Annotated in this window: 16 protein-coding genes; 7 read left to right on the top strand and 9 right to left on the bottom strand. The window is 64.4% G+C overall.

Annotated features, from left to right (window positions below; genetic code table 11):
- Nucleotides 1-372 precede the first annotated feature (372 nt).
- The 6 genes from ACG10_RS10145 (at nt 373) to ACG10_RS10170 (ending at nt 9320) form a co-directional block, all read left to right on the top strand.
- Nucleotides 373-1428 carry a lipase family protein gene (locus tag ACG10_RS10145; protein WP_089168130.1) on the top strand — a complete coding sequence of 352 codons (1056 nt, stop codon included), beginning with the start codon at nt 373-375 and terminating at the stop codon, nt 1426-1428.
- Between the two features lie 48 nt (nt 1429-1476).
- Nucleotides 1477-2367 (top strand): acetoacetate decarboxylase family protein, encoded by an 891-nt coding sequence (locus tag ACG10_RS10150; protein WP_052263924.1) that lies wholly within the window; start codon nt 1477-1479, stop codon nt 2365-2367.
- 3 nt (nt 2368-2370) lie between these two features.
- Nucleotides 2371-3981 (top strand): patatin-like phospholipase family protein, encoded by a 1611-nt coding sequence (locus tag ACG10_RS10155; protein ID WP_089168131.1) that lies wholly within the window; start codon nt 2371-2373, stop codon nt 3979-3981.
- A gap of 1 nt (nt 3982) precedes the next feature.
- Nucleotides 3983-5707 (top strand): GMC oxidoreductase, encoded by a 1725-nt coding sequence (locus tag ACG10_RS10160; protein ID WP_089168132.1) that lies wholly within the window; start codon nt 3983-3985, stop codon nt 5705-5707.
- Between the two features lie 143 nt (nt 5708-5850).
- Entirely contained in the window at nt 5851-7347 is a 1497-nt protein-coding gene (locus ACG10_RS10165; RefSeq protein WP_089168133.1) for a metallophosphoesterase, read from the top strand.
- A gap of 2 nt (nt 7348-7349) precedes the next feature.
- Nucleotides 7350-9320, top strand: a complete 1971-nt coding sequence (locus ACG10_RS10170) for a CHAT domain-containing protein (RefSeq protein WP_089168134.1) — start codon at nt 7350-7352, stop codon at nt 9318-9320.
- Nucleotides 9321-9514: 194 nt separating this feature from the next.
- On the opposite strand, the gene ahpF is transcribed toward ACG10_RS10170, so the two are convergent.
- From ahpF to ACG10_RS10200, 6 genes are all read right to left on the bottom strand, one after another.
- A complete protein-coding gene (gene ahpF / locus ACG10_RS10175) occupies nt 9515-11080 on the bottom strand; it encodes an alkyl hydroperoxide reductase subunit F (protein ID WP_089168135.1) in 1566 nt (521 codons plus the stop codon).
- 201 nt (nt 11081-11281) lie between these two features.
- The gene (locus ACG10_RS10180; RefSeq protein ID WP_089168136.1) at nt 11282-12112 is read right to left on the bottom strand and encodes an alpha/beta fold hydrolase; all 831 of its coding nucleotides are present in this window, start codon (nt 12110-12112) and stop codon (nt 11282-11284) included.
- Between the two features lie 129 nt (nt 12113-12241).
- On the bottom strand, nt 12242-13612 hold the full coding sequence (locus tag ACG10_RS10185) for a formimidoylglutamate deiminase (RefSeq protein ID WP_089168137.1): 1371 nt from the start codon (nt 13610-13612) through the stop codon (nt 12242-12244).
- A 16-nt stretch (nt 13613-13628) separates the two neighbouring features.
- The gene (gene hutH / locus ACG10_RS10190; protein ID WP_089168138.1) at nt 13629-15158 is read right to left on the bottom strand and encodes a histidine ammonia-lyase; all 1530 of its coding nucleotides are present in this window, start codon (nt 15156-15158) and stop codon (nt 13629-13631) included.
- 1042 nt (nt 15159-16200) lie between these two features.
- Nucleotides 16201-16872, bottom strand: coding sequence for an RES family NAD+ phosphorylase (locus ACG10_RS10195; protein WP_089168139.1), 672 nt, complete (start codon nt 16870-16872; stop codon nt 16201-16203).
- Between the two features lie 3 nt (nt 16873-16875).
- Nucleotides 16876-17283: an MbcA/ParS/Xre antitoxin family protein gene (locus ACG10_RS10200; protein WP_332460695.1), complete on the bottom strand. Its 408-nt coding sequence runs from the start codon at nt 17281-17283 to the stop codon at nt 16876-16878.
- A gap of 160 nt (nt 17284-17443) precedes the next feature.
- Between ACG10_RS10200 and ACG10_RS10205 the strand changes: the two genes are divergently transcribed.
- Nucleotides 17444-17899, top strand: coding sequence for a hypothetical protein (locus tag ACG10_RS10205; protein ID WP_089169849.1), 456 nt, complete (start codon nt 17444-17446; stop codon nt 17897-17899).
- Nucleotides 17900-17905: 6 nt separating this feature from the next.
- Here ACG10_RS10205 and ACG10_RS10210 read toward each other — a convergent pair whose 3' ends face one another.
- The 3 genes from ACG10_RS10210 to ACG10_RS10220 form a co-directional block, all read right to left on the bottom strand.
- On the bottom strand, nt 17906-19606 hold the full coding sequence (locus ACG10_RS10210) for a diguanylate cyclase (protein ID WP_198319049.1): 1701 nt from the start codon (nt 19604-19606) through the stop codon (nt 17906-17908).
- 371 nt (nt 19607-19977) lie between these two features.
- Nucleotides 19978-20268, bottom strand: coding sequence for a hypothetical protein (locus ACG10_RS10215; protein WP_089168141.1), 291 nt, complete (start codon nt 20266-20268; stop codon nt 19978-19980).
- Between the two features lie 368 nt (nt 20269-20636).
- A complete protein-coding gene (locus tag ACG10_RS10220; RefSeq protein ID WP_089168142.1) occupies nt 20637-21989 on the bottom strand; it encodes an adenylate/guanylate cyclase domain-containing protein in 1353 nt (450 codons plus the stop codon).
- Between the last annotated feature and the right edge of the window lie 19 nt (nt 21990-22008).

Consider the following 22008-nt stretch of genomic DNA (forward strand, 5'->3'; position numbering starts at 1 on the left):
CGCGTCGCGCGTCGAATAAAAGCGGCAGCAAACCAGATTCGGCCAGATTTCTAGCTGCTAGCGATAATGTTCTTCGTATTCTCCACATCTTCTTCATTGCCGATCCCTTCGGTGAGTGAATAGCGGAACTGTGCCCAGCGCTCAGAGTGCAAGTGTCGGGCGCTCGACTTCGTGCAAATCTGGAACTTGTACGAGAAGCCGGATCAATGCTCGGCGTGCAGATCAAGAGCGAAAGTTGGGACTGCTTCATGGAGCAGCCCTTGCTGGAGTATCTGGATGTTGGGCCGGAGTTTCGTGGTCGCCTTGAAGTCGCTTTTTGAAAGAAGTGTATAACTATAAACAAGTGTCAAACTTTTCAAGGATGCCAGCATCATGTCTTCAACTGCCTTTGTCGAGGGTGGTGTTTATACAAGGCGCGTTGTTCCCTTTGTCGCCGGTGATGGCCGTTCGCTGAAACTCGTCAATATAAGATCTTCCGAAAGAATGCCCGACAAAGGTCCCGTGATCCTGGTGCATGGGGCTGGTGTCCGGGCTTCGATATATCAGGCACCCGTGGAAACGGACATCGTGGATGCACTGATAGCCAGCGGATACGATGTCTGGCTGGAAAACTGGCGCGCCAGCATCGATTTCGAGGCCAACCTCTGGACTCTTGACCAGGCCGCTTTGTTCGATCATCCGGCGGCAGTGCGTACGATCATCGCCGAAACCGGGGCCGAAACGGTAAAAGCCGTCATTCACTGCCAGGGATCGACCAGTTTCACCATGTCGGCCGTTGCCGGACTGTTGCCTCAGGTTTCAGTCATCGTCAGCAACGCCGTCTCGCTGCATCCGGTGGTGCCCAGGTGGTCATCCTTCAAACTGAACCGGATGCTGCCGCTGGTCAAACTGATGACTCAATACCTCAATCCTCATTGGGGAATAGAGGCGCCTACGCTGGCAGCCAAGCTGATCACCCTGATGGTGAACCTGACCCATCACGAGTGCGGCAATCCAGTGTGCAAGCAGGTCAGTTTCACGTATGGCAGCGGATTTCCGGCACTCTGGCGGCATGAGAACCTCGATGACGAGACCCATGAGTGGATTAAATCCGAGTTCGGCGCCGTACCGCTGCGTTTCTTCGAGCAGATAGTTCGCTGCACCAGCCGGGGCAATCTGGTATCTGTCGAGGGATTTCCGGAGCTTCCCGAAGATTTTGCATCCTTCGAGCCCAGGACCGAGGCCCGGTTTGCCTTTCTCGCCGGTGAAAAGAATCTTTGTTTCCTGCCGGAAAGCCAGGTCAAGAGTCATGAGTACTTTTCCAAGTGGCGCCCGGGTTACCACGCATTACATTTGTTGCCCGATTACGGCCACCTGGATGTGTTCATGGGGAAAAATGCTGCCCGTGACATATTCCCATTGATCATTCATGAACTCGAAAGGCAATGAGCAACACTTGCTGCAGTGCTTCACGATCAAGGACCAAGGAGAGACTCGTTGTTCGACAAGATTCCGGAGCGTATAAAAGACTACGCTGGCCGTTTTTCGCTGGTTGATGGTGTTCCGTTCAAGTTGCCTGTGGCGGCCACCAACTCTCCGGCCTTGATGGCCATATTTCCAATCGATGCGGAGAAAGCCAGGGCGTTTTTGCCCAAGGGCATACATCCGTTGCGCCTGTGGAAGAAAGCCCTGCTGATCGTGACGGTCATCGACTACAGGGAAACCCCTATCGGCAAGTATGTCGAGTACAGCATCGCCATTGCCTGTACCCATGGCAGGAAGCCTGCCCCCAGGTTGCTGCCGGCACTGTTCATGGATTTTTTCAAGGCCGGGCAGTATGTGGTGGATCTCCCGGTCTCCTCCGAAATTTCCGTGAAGGGGGGGAAAGGCATATGGGGCATGCCGAAGCACCAGGGCCATCTGAACTTCAATATCTCGGAAGAGCGCATCAGCAGTCAGTATGACCTGGATGGGAAGCTGGTTGCCTATGTCGAGATCGAGCCTCCGAAAAAGACCTGCATTCCCGTGCGGACAAAGGCTGCCAACTACTGCTCGTTCCGCGGCATGTTGATGAAGTCGGACATCTTTCTCGATGCCCGCTGTGGTGTTCGCTTGTTCCGCAAGGCCAAGGCCCGCTTTGTAATCGGCGATCACCCGCGTCTGCAGGCCATGAAAGAGCTGGAAATCGGCGATGCGATTGCCACCGTATTTTTGCCCTCGATCACCGGGACCCTGGATGATCATGTCGAAAGCTGGTTTCTGGATTTCGATCAGTTGCCGGAGAAGGCTCCGGAAGGGATGGAGTCGGTTGTCGACCTGAGCCTGGGCGAGGGCTGGCTGTCACCGCCTTCCGCGCCGATTCCTCCGCGTACAGACGGCAGGCAATAGCCCATGTCCAAGCCTGCCAACTTATTGCCGCAGGGAGCGGCCGCGTCGAGCCCCGATGTACCTGGAAGAGCCCTGATCCTGCCCGGAGGTGGGTTGCGCCTTTCCTATGCGGCCGGTGCCTTGTCGGAAATCTTTGCGCGCGGACTCACCTTCCAGCACATGGATGCCACCTCCGGTGGGGCGCTCAATCTGGCCATGCTGTTCTCGGGGCTGGGCATCGAGGAGATCTGCCGGCGCTGGCGGACTCTGCGCATGCGGGACACCTTCTCCATGATGCCGCTGGCCAATTATCTCCTGCCTTCGAGATTCATGGCCGCCAGCGCTTCAAGATCCTTCCGCGAGAAGGTTTATCCGCATCTGGGGATCGATTTCGAAAGAATCAGAGCTGTGGAGGGCATCCAGGGAACCTTCAATCTCTGTGATTTCTCGACCAAGACGAACCGGGTCATCCCTCATCGGGAGATGACGGAGGATTTTCTGGTCGCCAGCATGTCGCTACCGGCAACCTTGCCGCCCGTCGAGATCGACGGTGTTCATTACCTGGACTCGGGGTTCATCCAGGACGCCAACCTGATGGAGGCGGTGCGGCGGGGGGCTGGCGAGCTCTGGCTCATCTGGGTGATGGGCAATGTTCCGCACTACCGCAGCGGCCCGTTGAACGCCTATGTGCAAATGCTGGAGATGAGCGCCAACAGCGCGCTTATTAAAGAAATGCAGCACATTCGCGAGATAAACGAGCGCATTGCTCGTGGAGAGCAGCCTTATGGCCACCGGCAGCCCATCAGGCTCCATCTGATCAAACCCAGGCACCCCCTGCCTCTGGATCTGGCTCTTTATACCGGCGCCATCACCCATGACGAGCTGATCGAAATGGGACGGGCCGATGCGCGCGACTATTTCGCCAGCATGACCCCCGAAGGCGTTCCACTCGAACCTGAGACGTTGAAAATGACAGCACAGAATCCCGGCTTGCAGTTCAAGGAAACCATGGCAGGCGGCTTTGCCCTGGGTGTTGGCGAGGCGGCGGAAGGGCAGGCCAGAGGCAAACGGCAGAACCAGCGGCTGGTCATGCATGCGGAGGTTCGCATCGATGACATGAGCGCCTTCGTCAGGGACCCCGAGCACAGGGGGCAACTGACGGGAAGCATCGACTTTGCTCCGCTGGGAATGGGCATGCGGGCGAGCACCGGCGTATTCAACCTGTTCAAGCCTACCGATGATCCCGGCATGACCTTCATGGTTTATGAACTGGGCTTCCAGCACGACGGCAAGGATTACTATCTGGCCGGCCGCAAGGAAGTGCGCAACGGCCCGATCTTCAGGCTGTGGCCGGAAACCACCACCCTTTACACCCGTCTCCATGAGGGCACGGACGCGAGCGGTCCGGTCGTGGGTGCCGGGACACTGAGCCTTGGCGTGACGGATCTGATGAGGCTGCTATCGACCGTCCGCATCACAGAGGCGAATGGCCTGTCGGCACGCCTGAAAACCCTGTGCAGCTTTTTCACCTTCTTTGCCCGGTCGCTCTGGGATACCTACGTAAGACATACCCGGAAATCGGCAACGCCTGTGAATGGACTCTCCGAAAACCCTGTCAAGGGATCTCAAGAATAAGATGAGCATCAAGTATGACTACGAAGCTGTCGTGATCGGCAGCGGTTTCGGCGGCTCGATCAATACCTGCCGCCTGGCCAAGCGCTGGCCTGGAGCGGTCCTGCTGCTGGAGCGTGGCAGGCGTTATCCGATGGGCTCGTTTCCGCGTTCTCCCTACGATATAGCGAACAGCTTCTGGAACCTGCTTCCCGAGCAGAGGAAGCGGCCAAAAACCATTGCAGCTCAAGAGGCTCACGGGCTGTTCGACATCAGAAACTTCGATCATATCGATGCGGTCGTCAGCGCCGGACTGGGGGGCGGTTCGCTGATTTACGCCAACGTGTTCCTGGAGCCTCCCGAGGAGGTATTCGACGACAACTGGCCTGCAGCAGCCAGGAAAGAAGCCTTGCAGCCGTACTATGCCGTCAGCAAGGAGGTATTGGGGGCGAGACCGGTACCGCAGAGCAGCGATCCGCGGCGCAAGGTCATTCGCACCGAGCTGTTTCAGGCGTTTGCCCAGTCCGAAGGACGTGAGTCGAAGCTGCTGGACATCAACGTTTTCTTCGGCAACGACTTCGAGAATCCGACCGCCATCGGCCTTCAGGAGAAGAACCGCTACGGCGCGGTGCAGACTTCCTGCGTGTACTGTGCGGAATGCGATCTGGGGTGCAATACGCACTCCAAGAACTCCCTGGATCTCAACTACCTGCATGTGGCCGAGCACCAATATGCGGCCCGCATAGAAACCGAAGCGCTCGGGCAGAAAATCGCTCCCCTGAACGAGCGGGGCGAGGAAGATCCGTCGGCAACCGGGGAGCATGGCTACCGGGTCTACTGGCTCGATCTCAAGAACGGGCATGTCGAGTGCAGCGCAGTGAGCCGTCGAGTGGTGGTGTCCGCCGGTACGCTGGGTTCCACCGAACTGCTGATGCGCTGCCGGGATCTTCACAAGACGCTGCCCGGCATCAGCCAGCAACTGGGGCAGCACTTTTCCGCCAACGGGGATTTTCTCTCCTTCGTGATCGATGGAAAGAAACCGGCCAATCCGAACTATGGCCCGGTCATCACCCAGGGTACGGATTACAACCTGCTCAAGGATTTCGACCGCAAGCACGCCTTCATCCTCGAGGATGCCAGTTATCCGAACTTCGCCGCCTGGTATACCGAGGGCATCCGGCCCGGACTTTCGCACTTCCATGCCTTCGTGCGCACCGTGCGGCTGATGGCTTCTCGTTTCCTGCAGGGCCTCGGTAGCGGGCATATCGGCTATGCCTTCAATGAACTGCTCAAGGGGAGCCTTTCCTACACCAGCATCGTGCTGTTGTGCATGGGGATCGACAAAGGCAACGGTGTAATGAGCCTCTGCAAGGAAGGCTTCATCCACGTGAAGTGGCCCTACCGGGACAACAGGGGCCTCTACGACGCCATCGAACGCATGGGCAAGCGCTTCCGGGACTGGACTGGCGCCAAGGTATTCGTGCCCCTGCCGAACTGGCTATGGCCCATGAAGCGTAACGTGACCGTGCATGCGCTGGGCGGATGCCGTCTGGCTGACAGCCCGCAGCGGGGCGTGACCAGCGCGGCGCCGGAAACCTTTGGCCAGGTGTTCGGCTATCAGGGGCTCTATGTGGCCGATGGCGCCTTGCTGCCCAGCGCAGTGGGGGCAAATCCGGTGGCAACCATCAGTGCGCTCTCGGAACGGGTGGCCGAGGGCATCACCGGCATTCGCCCCACGGCGGATCTCTGAGAAAAGCTGCTTTTCAAGGTATCCGGCCAGGGAAGACAGGTACTTGGCTGGCAGACGGGGCGTCTGCCGGCACTCTGGCCGGGCTTGGGGCAATCGAGCAACGTCTGCGCGCCAGGCATAGGCCGCATCAGGACTGGATTCTTATGGAACATTTTCCCGAATTCGACGAAATCCATGTGATTTCGGACATCCACATGGGGGGAGACACCCCCGATTTCCAGACTCTCCGGGAAACGGGGCGACTCGCCGGCTATATCGGCTGGGTGGGCCAGCAGTGTCCCGAGGGACGGGTGGCGCTGGTACTCAATGGCGATGTGTTCGACACCCTGGCCGAGCGCTCCACCGGATACATCGCCATCGAGCGGGCCGTGGAAGTCGTCGGCCGCATCATGGGCGATCCCTCCTTCCGGGGCATCTGGGATGCACTGGCGCGTTTTGTGGCGCTGGATGGGCGGACCCTGGTCTTCGTCATCGGCAACCATGACATCGAGATGTCGTTCACCGGCGTGCAGCGGCTGATCCTCAACCGGCTGGCGGGAGACGATCCGCTGAAGCGCGGACGGGTCGAGTTTTCCACCGTGGGCGCCGGCTACAGCTGCACGGTCGGCGGCGCCAGGGTCTACTGCACCCACGGCAACGAGGTGGATGCCTGGAACTACAACCATTACGAGAGTCTGGCCAGGGTTGGACGGCGCCTGAATGCCGGCCTCGGTTTCGATCTGCGCGAGTGGCGGCCCAATGCCGGAACGCGGATGGTCAAGGAGGTCATGAACAGCGTCAAGGAGCGCTACAAATGGATCGATCTGCTGAAACCGGAAACCCAGGCTGCGGTTGGGACGCTGGTGGTGCTCGATCCTGCCCAGGCGAAGAAGGTTGGCGATCTGCTATCCATCTTCGGAGAAAAGGTGCTCAGCGAGAAGGACATGAACCAGCGCCTTTCCGCCGATGAGCCAGTCTCCGGGTCCCCGGGTCCGCTCGGCGCCGCCATGCCGGTCAAGGAGCCGTGGCTGGGGCCGAACCTGGGAGAAGCCTCCTCGGTGCAGGCGGCTGCCGATGTGGACAGCCTGCTGCTTCAGGCCGAAAAGAATCTCGGCAAGCCTCTGGCCCAGTTGGCGGAGCAGGATGGCCAGCTGGGAACCGGGCAACTGATCCTGGACCGCCTGACCGGCTGGATGCGCAATATCACCAAGGACGAAGCCCTGCGCCGGGCCTTGAAGGACTGGCTGGCCGACGACAAGAGCTTCGATCTGCAGGATCAGGACGACACCTTCAAGGCGGTTACGGCCAATGTCGGACAGTCCGTCAACTTTATCGTGACGGGGCACACCCATCTGGAGCGGGCGATCGACATGGGGGGCGGCCGTTACTACTTCAACTGCGGCACCTGGATTCGCCTGTTGCGCTTCAGCCAGTCCATGCTCAAGGATCAGGGCGCCTTCAAACCCGTCTACGACGTATTGATGGACGGGCGCATGGAAACCATCGACAGGGCGACATTCGGAGACGCTTCCTTAGTCATGAACCAGACCAGCGCCGTGTCCATCCGCCAGGAAGGGGGGCAGGTCGTAGGTCGCCTCTACCATGTACTGGGCGACGGTACGGGGACTCCCGAAGAAATCCAGCGATTCGCGAGGCCCTGAACATGCGCGAAGCTTCCGCCATTTCCAGTGTCAAACTGGAGCTATTACGGAGCGGGCCGGCCCATAACCAGCTGCTTTCTCCTCTGACCTCCTACATTGCGCTGTGCGGTTCCGATGGGCCGGTAACGCTGAACATGCCCTTCGAGCAGCGCCAGTTGCTGAGCCGGTTGCAACGCCTGCGCTATCAGATGGACAGGACGCAGACGTCCGAAGATCAGCGCCAGTCGGAACTGCGTGACCTGGGCGAGGTGATCGGCAAGGTGCTGGGGCTGGTACCCGGCCTGTTGTCCGAGCTGGGCAGTGCCAGCTCCACCAACGGTCGGCTCGTTCATCTGCGGCTGGTGATGTCTGCCTTCGAACTGGGCATGGTGCCTTTCGAAACCGCGATCGCGGCGGAGGGCTTTCCCGGAGCGGGGTCCCCCCTGTTCCTGCAGACGCGCATGCCGATTTGCGTTACGCGTGAATTCCGCCGTGGCCGTCCCCTGCCGATCGAATGGAACCGGGAGCCCCGCATACTCTTTGCCTTTGCGGCGCCGGATGGGTTGTATGTGCCGGCCGAGAGCCATTTGCAAGCCTTGCGGGAAGCCATCGATCCCTGGGTCAGAATCGAGGAAGACCCCAAGGCCCGCGTCGAGGAGGTCAAAAAGCATCTGACGGTGCTGCCCAATGCTTCCCTGGAGCAGATCCGGACGCTCTGTGCCTCGGGCGAGTTCACCCATGTGCACATTCTGGCCCACGGCAAATCCTTCCGGCATTGCGGGGAGGAGCGCTATGGCCTGGCCCTGTGCGCCGAAGGCAGTACGGCTGTCGACGTCGTGGACGGCGAGCGGCTGGCCATCGCCTTGATTGCCAGCGATCCGCTGGGTCACAGCCATCGCCCGACGCTGGTCAGCCTGGCGACCTGCGATTCCGGCAACATCGACTCCCCCCTGACCCCCGGGGGCAGCATCGCCCACGAGCTGCATGCCGCGGGCATTCCCTGGGTCATCGCTTCCCAGTTTCCGCTGTGGATGAAGGCTTCGGCCGTTGCCGTCAGGGAGCTGTATTCCGGACTCCTGAAGGGAACGGATCCACGCTGGGTGCTGTATGAACTGCGCCAGCGTCTGCGCACGGATGTTCCGGAAACCCATGACTGGGCCAGCATCGTGGCCTATTCGACCGTATCCAGGGATTTCGAGCAGCAGGTCAGTCAGTTCCGTGACCAGCAGACGCGGCGGCGGATCGAGGTCAAGTTCGACCGGATCGACGAGTTGGTCGGAGCGAACAACGAGGCTGGAGTCGAGCGTCTGGGGCTGACGGAGGCCCAGAAACAGGAGCTGACACCTCTCTCGACGGCCATTCGCGCGGACCTGGAAAGCTGGCGGGCCGAATCGGGATGCGTGACGCCGGGCAATACGGAAATGGCCTACCGTTTCGGCATCAGTGGCGCCTGCGAAAAGCGCCTGGGCATCGCCTTCAACCAGATAGACGAGTCGGCAGAGCAGCGGGCGTATGAAGCCTGCCGGGATTTTTATTTTCAGGCCTGGAAGCTCGATCCCTGCAACCACTGGGTCATCACCCAGTGTCTGGCGATACGGGCCATCCTGGCGCTGCGGGAAGATGAAGAGGGCCGCCCGACGGACAGGATCGAGCAGGAAGCCAGGCAACTGGCGGCCGACTACGGTGTGATCTGGCAGGCGGTTCGTCAGGTGGTCGACTGGCGCATATGCAACTTGTCGGGACGCGAACAGGCTTATGCGTATAGCACGCAGGCCGAGCTGGATCTGCTGGGGACCGTTTATGCCGGAGCTGCTTCCGGTGAGGCGCTGAAGGGCCAACTGGTCTTGAACTGCAAGGCCTTGAGGGAACGGAGCGTGACCAATGCCCAGCCGCTGGTTTCGGCACGTCGCCAGTTCCGGCGTTACCTGCAGGACTGGCCCAGCCCGCTGTGGAACGACCTGGCCAGCGCCGCGCTGGAGCACCTGTCCCAATAAGGGCAGACGCGCGTTCGAAAGGGATATGGCGCACGTGCGAGCGGCTCCCGGGCCTTTGCCGACGGACAGTAACGTGCAGGGTCCATAAGCGAGGCAGCCAACCCGCCCGGGCCCGCAAAGCTAGAGCCCATGAAAAAACCGCCTGCCTTGCGGCCGGCGGTTTTTCGTTTTCCGGGCCCCCGAGGGGCCGACCGTCAGGCCGGCGCCGAGGTGCGGATCAGGTGGTCGAAGGCGCCCAGCGAAGCCTTGGCGCCTTCGCCCACGGCGATGACGATCTGCTTGTAGGGCACCGTGGTGACGTCGCCGGCGGCGAACACGCCGGGAACCGTGGTGCTGCCATGGGCATCGGTGATGATCTCGCCGCGCTCGCTGAGCTCGACGCTGCCCTTCAGCCACTCGCTGTTCGGCAGCAGGCCGATCTGCACGAACACGCCTTCCAGCTCGATGCGGTGCGCTTCGCCGCTGAGGCGCTCCTTGTAGACCAGGCCGTTGACCTTCTGGCCGTCGCCGACCACTTCGGCGATCGGCGCGTTGAGCAGCACGGTGACGTTCGGCAGGCTGTGCAGCTTGCGCTGCAGCACCGCGTCGGCACGCAGCTTCTCGCCGTGGGTCAGCAGGGTGACGTGGGCGACGATGCCGGCCAGGTCGATGGCCGCCTCGACGCCGGAGTTGCCGCCGCCGATCACCGCCACGCGCTTGCCCTTGAACAGCGGGCCGTCGCAGTGCGGGCAGTAGGCCACGCCCCGGGTGCGGTATTCCTGCTCGCCGGGCACGCCGAGGGCGCGGTAGCGGGCGCCGGTGGCGAGGATCACGGCCTTGGCCTTGAGCGAGGCGCCGGACTCGAACTGCACCTCGTGCAGACCGCCCTTGGCGGCGGCCGGCACCAGCTTGACCGCGCGCTGCAGGTTCATGATGTCGACCTCGTACTGGCGGACGTGCTCTTCCAGGGCGCGGGCGAGTTTCGGGCCTTCGGTCTCCGGCACGGAGATGAAGTTCTCGATGTCCATGGTGTCCAGCACCTGGCCGCCGAAGCGCTCGGCCACCACGCCGGTGCGGATGCCCTTGCGCGCCGCATAGATGGCCGCCGAGGCGCCGGCCGGGCCGCCGCCGACCACCAGCACGTCGAAGGCTTCCCTGGCGTTGAGCTTCTCCGCCCCGCGGGCGCTGGCGCCGGTGTCGAGCTTGGCGAGGATCTGCTCGAGCTCCATGCGGCCCTGGCCGAACGGCTCGCCGTTCAGGTAGATGGTCGGCACGGCCATGATCTGGCGCTTCTCGACCTCGTCCTGGAACAGCGCGCCGTCGATGGCGACGTGGCTGATCCTGGGATTGAGCACCGCCATCAGGTTCAGCGCCTGGACAATGTCCGGGCAGTTCTGGCAGGACAGCGAGAAGTAGGTTTCGAAGCGGTATTCGCCGTCGAGGGCCTTGATCTGTGCGATGGCTTCCTCGCTGGCCTTGGACGGATAGCCGCCGACCTGCAGCAGGGCCAGCACCAGGGAGGTGAACTCGTGGCCCATGGGGATGCCGGCGAAGCGCAGGGAGATGTCCGCGCCCGGACGCTCCAGGGAGAAGGACGGGACGCGCGCGTCCTTGCCGTCGGTGCGCAGGGTGATCTTGTCGCTCAGGCCCTGGATGTCCTGCAGCAGGCCGAGCATCTCCTGCGACTTGGCACTCCCGTCAAGGGTGGCGACGATCTCGAAGGGCAGGGTGACGCGCTCCAGGTAGGCCTGCAGCTGGGTCTTAAGGCTAGCGTCCAACATGGGTTTCGACTCCTCGATGGGGGTGAAGAACTTGATGGGTGCAACCTTACGATGCAGGGGAGAATTTTCCTAATCGATTGAACTTGTCGGGTCGATTTCGTTTTTCTATCTGAGCGGGGGAGAGCGGCCGGACGAGACTCTGCAGGTCCGGCGGCCTTGGGAGGGGAATGGCGGGTTGATGTGGCAGGGACCTGGGCCGGATCAACAACCAGCCTGCCGTTCTGCACGCAGGAAGCCGGCGACCAGATCGAGAACGACCTGCTCCCGCTCGCGGTGCGGGACATGGCGGGTGTCGGCCAGCACCTCGGCGCGCGAGGGGCCGCCGGCCAGTTGCGCGATGAGCTCGGGATGGCGGGGCGAGCCGTATTCGTCGTCGAGTCCGTGAATGGCCAGCAGCGGGCAGCCGACCCCGGGCAGCACGGGGGCCAGGGACCAGGCGGCGAATCCCGGCGAAAGCCAGGTGTCGAGCCAGGCGTCGAGCACCCAGCGGGCCTTGTCGCCGTGGTATTTCCCGAGCCGGGCGAACTGCTCCGCCTGCCCGAACAGCGCCTTGGCCTCCTGAAGACCCGCCAGGGTCCGGTCCTCGACGAAGGCTTGGGCGGACTCGGTGATCAGGGCCTCGCACGCATCGGCGAAGCGGTTCGCGCAGTGCACGGCCATGCCGCCGCCGACGCTGTGGCCGAAGGCGACGAAGCGCTGGATGGCGAGCTGCTCGCGGACCGCGGGAAAGCAGCGCTCGGCCTCTTCGGCGATGAACGCGAACGTCGGCCGGTCGCTGCGCGGATCGGACCTGCCGAAGCCGAGCCGGTCGTAGGCGATCACCTTCCTGCCGGTGCTGGCGCTCAGTCGCGCCGGGAAGCCGCGCCACAGCTCCACGCAGCCGAGGGAGTCGTGGAACAGCACGATCGGGCTCTGCGGCCCTTCGTGCATTGCCACGGCCGGAGTCCAGACACGGGCGAAGACACGCCCATCGGGCGTTTCCAGCCACAGGTCCTGTTGGATTGCGTGCTGCGCTTCCTGCATCGACGACATGGGGTGAAGCTCCTCGAAGGATGAAATGACGAGCCGGGCCATCGGCTCTGCGCGGCTATCCAATCCGAATACCGGGTCGGTTCGCAAACCGGATCGCCGGCGTGGGCGAAATCGCCCGTCTGCCGGCGCTCAGGACGTCGCCGAAAGCTTCGCCAGCACCGCGGCGAAGGCGCGGGCGCTGTGTTCCTCGTCCGCATGACGGCCTTTGCGCACCACCCAGCGGCCGGCAACCATCACGTCGCGCACCTGGCGGTCGCTGCCGGCGAACAGCCAGCGGTTGAGGATCTGGTCGCCTTCGGCATTGGCCAGATAGGGATCGGCGCCGTCCAGCACCAGCAGGTCGGCGCGCCGGCCGCTTTCCAGCGCGCCGACCGGCTGGCCGAGGGCCTGGGCACCGCCGCTCAGGGCGCCCTGGTAGAGCGCGGCGCCGACCGCCGGGCGGCCGGGCTGGACGAGACGGTTGCGCCGGCGGTCGCGCAGGCGCTGGCCGTATTCCAGCCAGCGCAGTTCCTCGACCACGCTGACCGAGACCTGGCTGTCCGAGCCGATGCCGAAGCGGCCGCCCCGGGCCAGGTAGTCCGTGGCCGGAAACAGGCCGTCGCCGAGGTTGGCCTCGGTCGCCGGGCAGAGGCCGGCGACCGCGCCGCTGGCGGCGAGGAGGGCGAGTTCGTCCGGCTGCGCCTGGGTGGCGTGCACCAGGCACCAGCGCTCGTCCACCGGGCAATTCTCGAACAGCCACTGCAGAGGGCGCCGGCCGCTCCAGGTCAGGCAGTCGTCGACTTCCTTCTGTTGCTCGGCGATGTGCAGGTGGATGGGGCCGTCGATGGGCGAGGCGGCCAGCACCCGTGCGATCTGTCCGGGGGTCACCGCGCGCAGGGAATGGAAGCCCAGCCCCAGGTACTGTCCGGCCTGCTCCAGCGCCGGGTGCAGGCGTGCCAGCAGGTCGAGGTAGCCGTCCGTGTCGAGGATGAAGCGCCGCTGCTCGGTGCCCGGCGGCAGGCCGCCGAAGCCGGAATGGCTGTAGAGCGCGGGGACCAGGGTCAGGCCGATGCCGGCCTCGCGGGCGGCGCGGGAGAGGCGCAGGGACAGCTCGATGGGGTCGGCGTAGGGCCGGCCGTCGCGGTCGTGGTGCAGGTAGTGGAACTCCGCGACGCTGCTGTAGCCGGCCTTGAGCAGCTCGATGTAGAGCTGGCGGGCGATGGCTTCAAACTGGTCAGGGTCGAGCCGGGCGACCAGCCGGTACATCCGCTCGCGCCAGTTCCAGAAGCTGTCCTCGGCGCTGAACGCGACCTCGGTCAGTCCGGCCATGGCGCGCTGGAAGGCGTGGGAGTGCAGGTTCGGCAAGCCGGGCAGCAGCGGCCCGCGCAGGCGTTCGGCACCCTCGGCGCGGGCATCGGGCTCGATCCGCCCGAGTCGGCCGGCGGCGTCGATTTCCAGGCGCACGTCGCGCGCCCAGCCGCCCGGCAGCAGGGCGCGTTCGGCGAACAGGGTGGTCGTCATGGTGGCCTCGCGGCGCTCAGGAATGAAGACGGGCACAGGGCACCCAGCGTTCGAAGGCGCCGTCCTCGACCCAGGCCCGCGCGGTGGCGATGTCCGGGGCGAAGTAGCGGTCCTCTTCGTAGTGCGCGACCCGGCTGCGGATCAGCGCCATGACCTCGCCGAGCTGCGGCGAGGTGGACAGTGGCGCGTGGAAGTCCATGCCCTGGGCGGCGGCCAGCAGTTCGATGCCCACCACCGCCGCGGCGTTGCCGGCCATGTCCTGCAGGCGGCGGGCGGCGAAGGTGGCCATGGAGACGTGATCCTCCTGGCCGGCCGAGGTCGGCAGGCTGTCCACCGAGGCCGGGTGAGCCAGGCTCTTGTTCTCCGAAACCAGCGATGCCGCCGTGACCTGGGCGATCATGAAGCCGGAATTCAGCCCGCCTTCCCTGACCAGAAAGGCCGGCAGGCCGGACAGCGCCGGGTCGACCAGCAGGGCGGTGCGCCGCTCGGAGAGCGCGCCGATCTCGGCGATGACCAGGGCGAGCACGTCGGCGGCCATCGCCACCGGCTCGGCGTGGAAGTTGCCGCCGGAGAGCACCTCGGCGTCGCCGGCGAACACCAGCGGGTTGTCCGACACCGCGTTGGCCTCGCGCAGGAATACCCCGGCGGCGAAGCGCAGGTGGTCCAGGCAGGCGCCCATCACCTGCGGCTGGCAGCGCAGCGAGTAGGGGTCCTGGACCCGCTTGCAGTGGACGTGGGAGCGGTTGATCGCGCTGTCGTGGAGCAGTTCGCGGTACAGCTCGGCCACCGCGATCTGCCCCGGCTGGCCGCGCACCGCCTGGATGCGCGCATCGAAGGGCACGAAGGAACCCTTCAGCGCCTCGACGCTGAGGCTACCGGCGACCAGCGCGGCGCCGAACAGCCGCTCCGCGGCGAACAGCCCGCGCAGCGCCAGGGCAGTGGACACCTGGGTGCCGTTGAGCAGCGCCAGGCCCTCCTTAGGGCCGAGGATCAGAGGCTCCAGGCCGGCGATGGCCAGTCCTTCGGCTGCCTCCAGTACCTGGCCTTCATGGCGCACCTGGCCGACCCCGAGCAGCACCGCCGCCAGATGCGCCAGCGGCGCCAGATCGCCGGAGGCGCCCACCGAACCCTGGGAGGGGATGCACGGATAGACCCGGGCTTCGTAGAGCTTCAGCAGCGCCTCGATCACTGCCCAGCCGACGCCCGAATAGCCGCGCGCCAGGGAGGCGATCTTCAGCGCCAGGATCAGCCCGACGCTGGCGTCGTCCAGCAGCGGCCCGGTGCCGGTGCAGTGGGAGAGCACCAGGTTGCGCTGCAGGGCGGCGAGGGAGTCGGCCGGGATCGAGGTGCGCGCCAGCAGGCCGAAGCCGGTGTTGATGCCGTACACGGTGCGCTGGCTGGCGAGGATCGCCGCGACGCTGCGCGCGCCGGCCTCGACCTCGGTCCGGCAGGCCGGATCGAGATCGAGCGTCGCCTGGTTCCAGTAGATGTCGCGCAGGTCATCCAGGACGAGCTGGCCGGGGCGAAGGAGCAGGGCGGAGGGCATGGAAGCATCCTGCAAAGAGACTTCCTATATAGATAGGCAAAAAGCCCGGGCCTTGTCGAAGCGGACCCGGTGAAGTGGGGCGGAGCAGGACCTGCCTTGGCACATCCATGCGCGCATTTTTCCATAAATCGGAAATTTGCGGCTGGGCCGGACGCCGACAGTTGCCGCCATGTCTTGAGGGGGCCCGGAAACCGTGGACGAGGGTGGCGAAAGATCGACGGGAAAGGCTGCAGGGGAGGGGCCGGTAGTGGCCTGGATGAGGCGGGAGAGCAGGGAAAAAAGAGGGGACAAGAAAAAGCCCACCAAAACAACGATGGGCTCTGTCACACGATGGAGCTGATCCTTCAGCTGGAACGATAGTGCTCCAACTGATGTGAAAGTTCCATCAAAAAAGGTTTGAAAAGTATTCCTTTGCAGTCGTTCCGACGAACGGTGATCGCAGGGCTGCAGCCCGTGCCATGCCTGCGCTGGCATCGTTCCGATGGCCCCGTTCCCGAGTGTTTTCCGACACCACAGACACTCGACTTTCGGCGAGGTTGACTGCGTCTGTTCATCGGCTGACCAAGGGAGGCCGCCATCGCCAATCCAGACCGGTCGGCGGTCAGGAAGACTCGATAACGCGGGCAGGCGAGGCCGTGAGGTAATGACAGCCGGGACGATGCGTCTCGAGGCCATGGCGGTGCCCTCCAAGCCATGCCGGAGGATGCAGGGTGGCTCCCCGGCAGGCCCGGCATCTCGGTGCCCGTCCGGCTTTTTCCTTAAATCGGAAATCATCGAGCAAGCCAAGCCAGTCGGGGTACGCCCTGTGCCGGCTTTTGCGGATGAGAGAGTCCAAGCGAACGCTTGTCCGATATATTTCCTAAAATCGGAAGTCTAGACATGGGGCAAGAATTCCACCACCGAACCTTCCCACCCCAGTCACAAAAAAACGTCTCCAGCTGCCTGCTGCGCGACGCGGCGAGGGGGAAGACGGCTTCTGCTGCGCCGGGCCGCCTTGGGTGGGGCTGCACCCGGCGGCAGAAACGGGGGCGGCCGGGCAGGCCTAACGGATTTCCGACACTTCCAGCACGTGGGTGAAGGCCTGCTGCTGGCCGTCCCAGACGTAGCGCAGGTGCTTGCCCTGCACCGGGATGCTGGTCGCCGGCGGGCGGAACAGCGCCACGCATTCGGCACCCGGCCGGCGCACGCTGGCGTAGAGCAGGCCCCAGTTGCCGTCCAGGCGCAGCCGGGCGGCGAAGGCCTGGGCCGGGCCGTACTGCTGCGGGTCGGGATGGTAGAGCGCCGGGTCACCGGTGCGGATGTCCAGCAGCGGCCGGACGATCTCGCTCAGGTAGCAGCGCATGGTCAGCTCCAGGCTGGGTTGCTGCGTGGCGGCGAGGAAGCGGGCGCGGTGGAACTGGGTTTCCGCGATGGCCGCCTCGAGGCTGTCGGCCGCGTAGTAGACGCCGTAGCTGCCGTCGGTGAAGCGGCTCGGGCTGCCGATGTGGGTGAAGGCCGCCATGACCGGACTGGAGCCGGGCCCGGAAACCCGGTCCTCGGGCGCGACCAGGTGGATCTCGCCGGCTTCCTCGCGCAGCCGGTCGTTGGTCAGCGCCTCGATCTCGAAGGCAATCTCCAGGTCGGCGGGGTCCAGGGTGTCCTCGAACACGCCGATGGGCGGGAAGTGGCTGGCGACCAGCCGGTGCGCCTGCCAGGCAGGGATGACTTCGTTCATTGCCTAACCCCGCTGCGCCGCCAGATAGCGATTGACGTCCGACAGGTCGACCAGCGAGCCGGCCAGCATCCGCTGCAGCGCCGTGTCGCCGTTGAAGGGCGCGGCCCTGTTCGGGCGCTTGACCCAGTCGTAGGCGGAGGGCGAGTCGCCGAACAGGATGCGCAGCGACTTGTGGATGCCCATCAGGTGGGAGATGCGCTCCAGCAGGTCGCGGCCCAGGCGGACCTCGGGCAGCTTGCGGTAGTTGAAGTAGGTGGAGCGGCCGATGCCGCCGAGCAGCACCATCTGCTCCTCCGTGCTCAGCCCCCAGAGTTCGGCGAGGCGGAAGAAGAAGGTCAGCGCCACGCGACCGGCCTGGGGCGTGTCGACGCCGGCGCGGCCGGTTGGGGCGGTGCGGGTATGAGGTTCCATGGGGAAGCTCCGTGGCTGTCCAGATATGGTTTATTAACGACAATATAGTCCATATGTGTACTAAAAAGAACAGCGCCAGGCTCGATTCCGTGCAGTGCGCTACCATTGCGCCGAGTGAAACCCGAGGCCACTCGGCCTTGCGCCGCAACGGGGAATGCCGATGTTCGGAAAAGCTGCCGGTGAGGTATTGGGAAGCGGGATTTCCGCACTGGCCAGGGATGCCGCCAACGAGAAGGGGCGACTCGGCGAGGTGTTCCGGAGGATCGCCAGTCATCCGGTCAAGGTGCTGGCGTCCTTCATCGCCGCGCCGTTTCTCATCGTCCGGGTCGCCCTGCGGGTGAGGAGTCCCCGGCGGCGGGCCGTCGCACTCGTCGGCCTGCTGCTCTCCGTGCTGCTCTCATACGGGGCGGCCACCTTTCTCGGCACCCTGGTCGGCGCGGCCTTCGTCGCCTCGCATATCGGCCTGCTGGCGGGGATCGGCTTCCTGTTCGGCACCACCCTGAGCGTCTATCTGAGCGTCATCTTCTCGATCGTCGTGTTCCATGCCGTCTCGTTCGTCTTTCTCAAGATCAGCTCGCAGGAAGTGCTCGACTACCTGCGCGAGATCTCCAGCTGAGACGCTTCAGGCGACGCTGATCCGGTTGCGGCCCATTTCCTTCGAGCGGTAGAGCAGCTCGTCCGCTTCCGCGACCAGGCGGTCCAGATCGGGCTGGCCGGCCTTGCGCCGGGCGATGCCGAAGCTCGCGGTGATCGCGATGTCCTGGCCCTCATGCTGCAGGCGCAGGCCTTCCAGCGCGGCGCGCAGGCGCTCGGCCAGGTGGGCGGCCTCGTTCAGGTCGGTTTCCGGCAGGAGCAGGATGAATTCCTCGCCGCCCCAGCGGGCCAGTACGTCCTGCCTGCGGATGGCGGCTTCGAGGGTCCTGGCCGTGGCAACCAGCACCTTGTCGCCGCCGGCGTGGCCATGGGTGTCGTTGATCGCCTTGAAACGGTCGATGTCCAGGAGGATGAGCGACAGCTCCCGATCCTCCCGCCGCGCCCGCTGCCAGAGCGGCAGCGCCTTGTCGTGAAAGGCCCGGCGGTTGTCGATCCCGGTCAGCGGGTCGAGCGTCGCCAGCCGTTCGGCGCGCAGCTTCTCGGCCTGGGTGACGCGGAAGCGGTAGGTGAGGGCCAGGGCCAGCAGGGTGGCGTCCAGCATCATGCCGATGTCGGCCGCGCGATAGGTCCATTGATTGGTCGGGATGCGGCCCCAGACTGCCAGCGTACTGATGGCCGCGCCGAGCATCGCGGCGATGGCGGCCAACAGGAAGTATTTCGCCGGCTTTTGCCCGGAGCGCATGGAAATCGCGCCCAGCGCCAGCATGATGCCCGCGAACAGGAGAACGAACACGAAGGCGAGCATCAGGGCGTGCTTCTGGCTGCCGGCCAGGATGGCGAGCAGCATCAGCAGGGCGAAAACGCCCAGGTAGCCGGTTATGGCCCGGTAGAGACGCGGAAAATGCCGACGGATGTCCAGAAAGCGCAGGGCGAAGGCCAGCCCGCTGCTTCCGTAGAGCAGCACGAGCAGCGGATTGGACCATTGCGCCCAGATTCTGGAGTCGGGCCAGAGCCACTGGAAGCCATGGCCGGTATAGGCGCCGTTCATCAGCAGGAAGGCACCGAGATACAGGGAGTAGAGCAGGTAGCTCGCATCCCGCAGACCGGCCCAGAGCATGAAGTTGTAGGCCAGCAGGGCGAACAGGAAACCGTAGAAGAAGCCGTAGCTGTAGTCCTGGAGGCGCTCCTGGGCGCGCGCCTCGTCCGCCGTCAGCAGATAGAGCGGAACGACCATGGGGTCGGGCTTCTCTACGCGGATGAAGAGTTCGCTGAGTCCGGGCGCGAAGGCATGTTCGAGCATGAAGAAACGGTTGTCGCCAGGGGATTGCCCGAATGCCTTGCGGTCGGCGATTACATGGCTGGCCCGGGTCGCTCCTGCGAGACGGAAATGCACCTCCACCCGGTCGAGCCATGGGGTTTTGATGTGCAACTGGCGCTCCAGCGGCTGCGCCGTCGGGTTTTCCACGGTGAGCTGGAGCCAGACGGGCACCGAGCCGATGCCGAAGTTGGGCACCGGGGTGCCGACGGCCCTGAAGGCGCCCCGGGCGTGGGCGGCAACGGCCTGCTCCAGGCTCAGCCGGCCGCCCGTCTCCATCAGATAGCTGGCGTGGAGGCCGATGGGACCGGTCTGGGAGACGTTCGCCGGCAGGGGGTGGTCCCCGGCAAAGGCCGGCATGCTGCGGAGCGAGGCGAGCAGAAGGAGCAGGGCGAGGAGCAGGCGAGTCTTCATCAGGTTCCATCTAATGGCGGCGCTGCGAATGGCACAGAACAGATTGATCGATGGCAACCGACCCGTGAAGTGGGTCGTCAATTGGCCACCGAACATTTTATGGTGATGCTGGATCTGCTGGCGCAACACGATCGCCCCGCTCCAGCCTCGCCAGCGACGTCGACGTGAATAGTCCGAGCATCAATTGCGCGATGAAACCGTTGCAAGATCGACCGGAACAGGCAGGGATGGCTTCATCGCGGCGTTTCGGAGGGAGGATGCCGGTCTCGGTGTCCGTGGCAGTTAGCCGGCATTATGCACTGGCCGGAGGGGCGTGGTGCTCTGCGATGGCGGCGATATTCACCGTCCGACCGGCGGTGTATACGGCGGGATCATCTGCCGCCCCAGTCACGCTTCAACGCGCCCGACGCCGTGAGCGGTTTTGACAGACGTCCTTGCAGCATCCGAAGTTGCCAGACGCCGCCAAAGTATCCGTTGCCCCGCCGCGGCAGCCACATTCTGGCCATGCGTAGTTGGTTGTCGGCAAACTTGCGCAAGTCATTCGCCAACTCGGGCTGATTGAGATGATCGAGTTCCCGGGCCGCACGCTTGTTGTCGCGGGCGTTCCGCACGAGATCGGAGGCATGGGCACGAGCTGTGCCGCTATGTTCCAGGTCGGACATAGGAGTACCTCTTTGGGAAAGAGGCCGTCCCTGGCGGTGGTTACTGCAGGCGTTTCAAATTTTCCTTCCCCTTCCTCAACTTACACTCTCAGTAGTTCTCGAAAACAACAACAGTGCCGATGGGTTGTGTTCAGGATGTGTCTATTTGAATGGACAGTCCAGCATGTTTTGCGTTCCCTGTTATGGGCCTCCAAGTTCAGCTATAGAGCTTGTCGAGCCATCCGGCAACATGGCCCGGTAATAAAAAATTTTCGACGGCGATATCATTCGAAGGGTATTGTTCCATCGCCATTCAAGCAGGGCGCTTCAGCCAAGTATGGCTCTTCCGTCGATATTGACCAGTATCGACAAAGATTCCCGCGGGCAATCTAACCGAGCACCGCCAGTTCCAGCGGCGCGGCCACGCCGCCGACCCGGCGGGCCGCACGGAGCTCCTTGCTGCCCGCGTAGCCCTGGGCGCGGGCCAGTTGGTAGGTCGTGCGGGTGGTCAGGCCGCGGCTGTGCTCGACCTTGTTGTGCTTCTCCAGCTTGGCGGCGAGATTGACCGCGTCGCCGATCAGCGTGTACTCGAGCCGCCGCCCGTGACCGATGATGCCGAACACCACCTCGCCGCTGGCGAGCCCGGCGCCGACGTCCGGGGCGGGCAGGCCGGCCGCCTGGCGCTGGGCGCGCCAGTGCCCGACCGCCGTCCAGATGGCGTCGACGGCACGCAGCGCCTGGGCGGCGAAGGCGGGATCGGGGCTCACCGCGCCGAAGCTGGCGAGGATGCCGTCGCCCATGAACTTGTCGATGCTGCCGCCGTGGGCCTTGAGGATCGGCAGCAGCAGGCCCTGGTATTCGCCGAGCAGGGCGATCAGCTCGTCGGGGGCCAGGCGGGCGGCGGCTTCGGTGAAGCCGCGCATGTCGAGGAAGAGGATCGCCGCCTGGCGCAGCTCGCCCTGGCCGGCCATGACCTGCGCCTCGGAGTGGGTGATGCGGCTGGCCACCGACTCGTCGAAGAACAGCGACAGATCGGCCACCGCCTGCTCGCGGGCGACGGCGCTGGCGAGCAGGCGGCGGGCGCGGGACAGGGAGAAGGCGAGCACGGCAGTGACCATGAGGAGTGCCAGCACCCGGTCGAATTCGCCGCCGTAGTGGATCTGGATCGAGCGCAGCGAAGTCACGTAGTCCCAGGTGATGGGATTGCCCGGCGCGCTGGCCACGGCATAGCCGAGCAGGGCGAGCCAGCCGGCCGCGGCGGTGAGGCCGGAGAGGATCACCCAGAGCGGCTCGAAGCGCAGCGCGCGCAGGGCGATGAGGATGAACAGGTAGGCGAACTCGGTGCTCTTCAGGGAGAACTGCGCGGGCTGCTCGTACTGCAGGTGGTAGGCGAAGATAACCCCGACCAGCAGGGCCATCTCGGCGACCACGCCCAGCCCCAGCAGCCAGCGCCCGAGCTGCCCGCTGAGGGCGAGCCACAGGCGCAGCAGGGCGAGGATGGCGAACAGGCTGAGCCCCAGCGGCGCCGCCTCCACCGGCGCGTCCGGGGCGAAGCCGTGGGTGCTGCCGGCGTAGAGCAGGGCGAGCAGCGTGGCGATGCCCAGTTGCACGGCGCCGACCAGCAGCTCGCTGCGGTACTGCTCGCGGGCGATCTCCCGCCGCACCCGCGCCGGCAGCAGCGGGGCCGTCTCGCGCCGGCGCAGCAGCGGGGCGGGCGTCGTGGCGGGGTTCGCTCCGTTCATTCGCGCGCCTCCTCGTTAT

The organism is Azotobacter chroococcum (assembly GCF_002220155.1).
Lineage (GTDB): Bacteria > Pseudomonadota > Gammaproteobacteria > Pseudomonadales > Pseudomonadaceae > Azotobacter > Azotobacter chroococcum.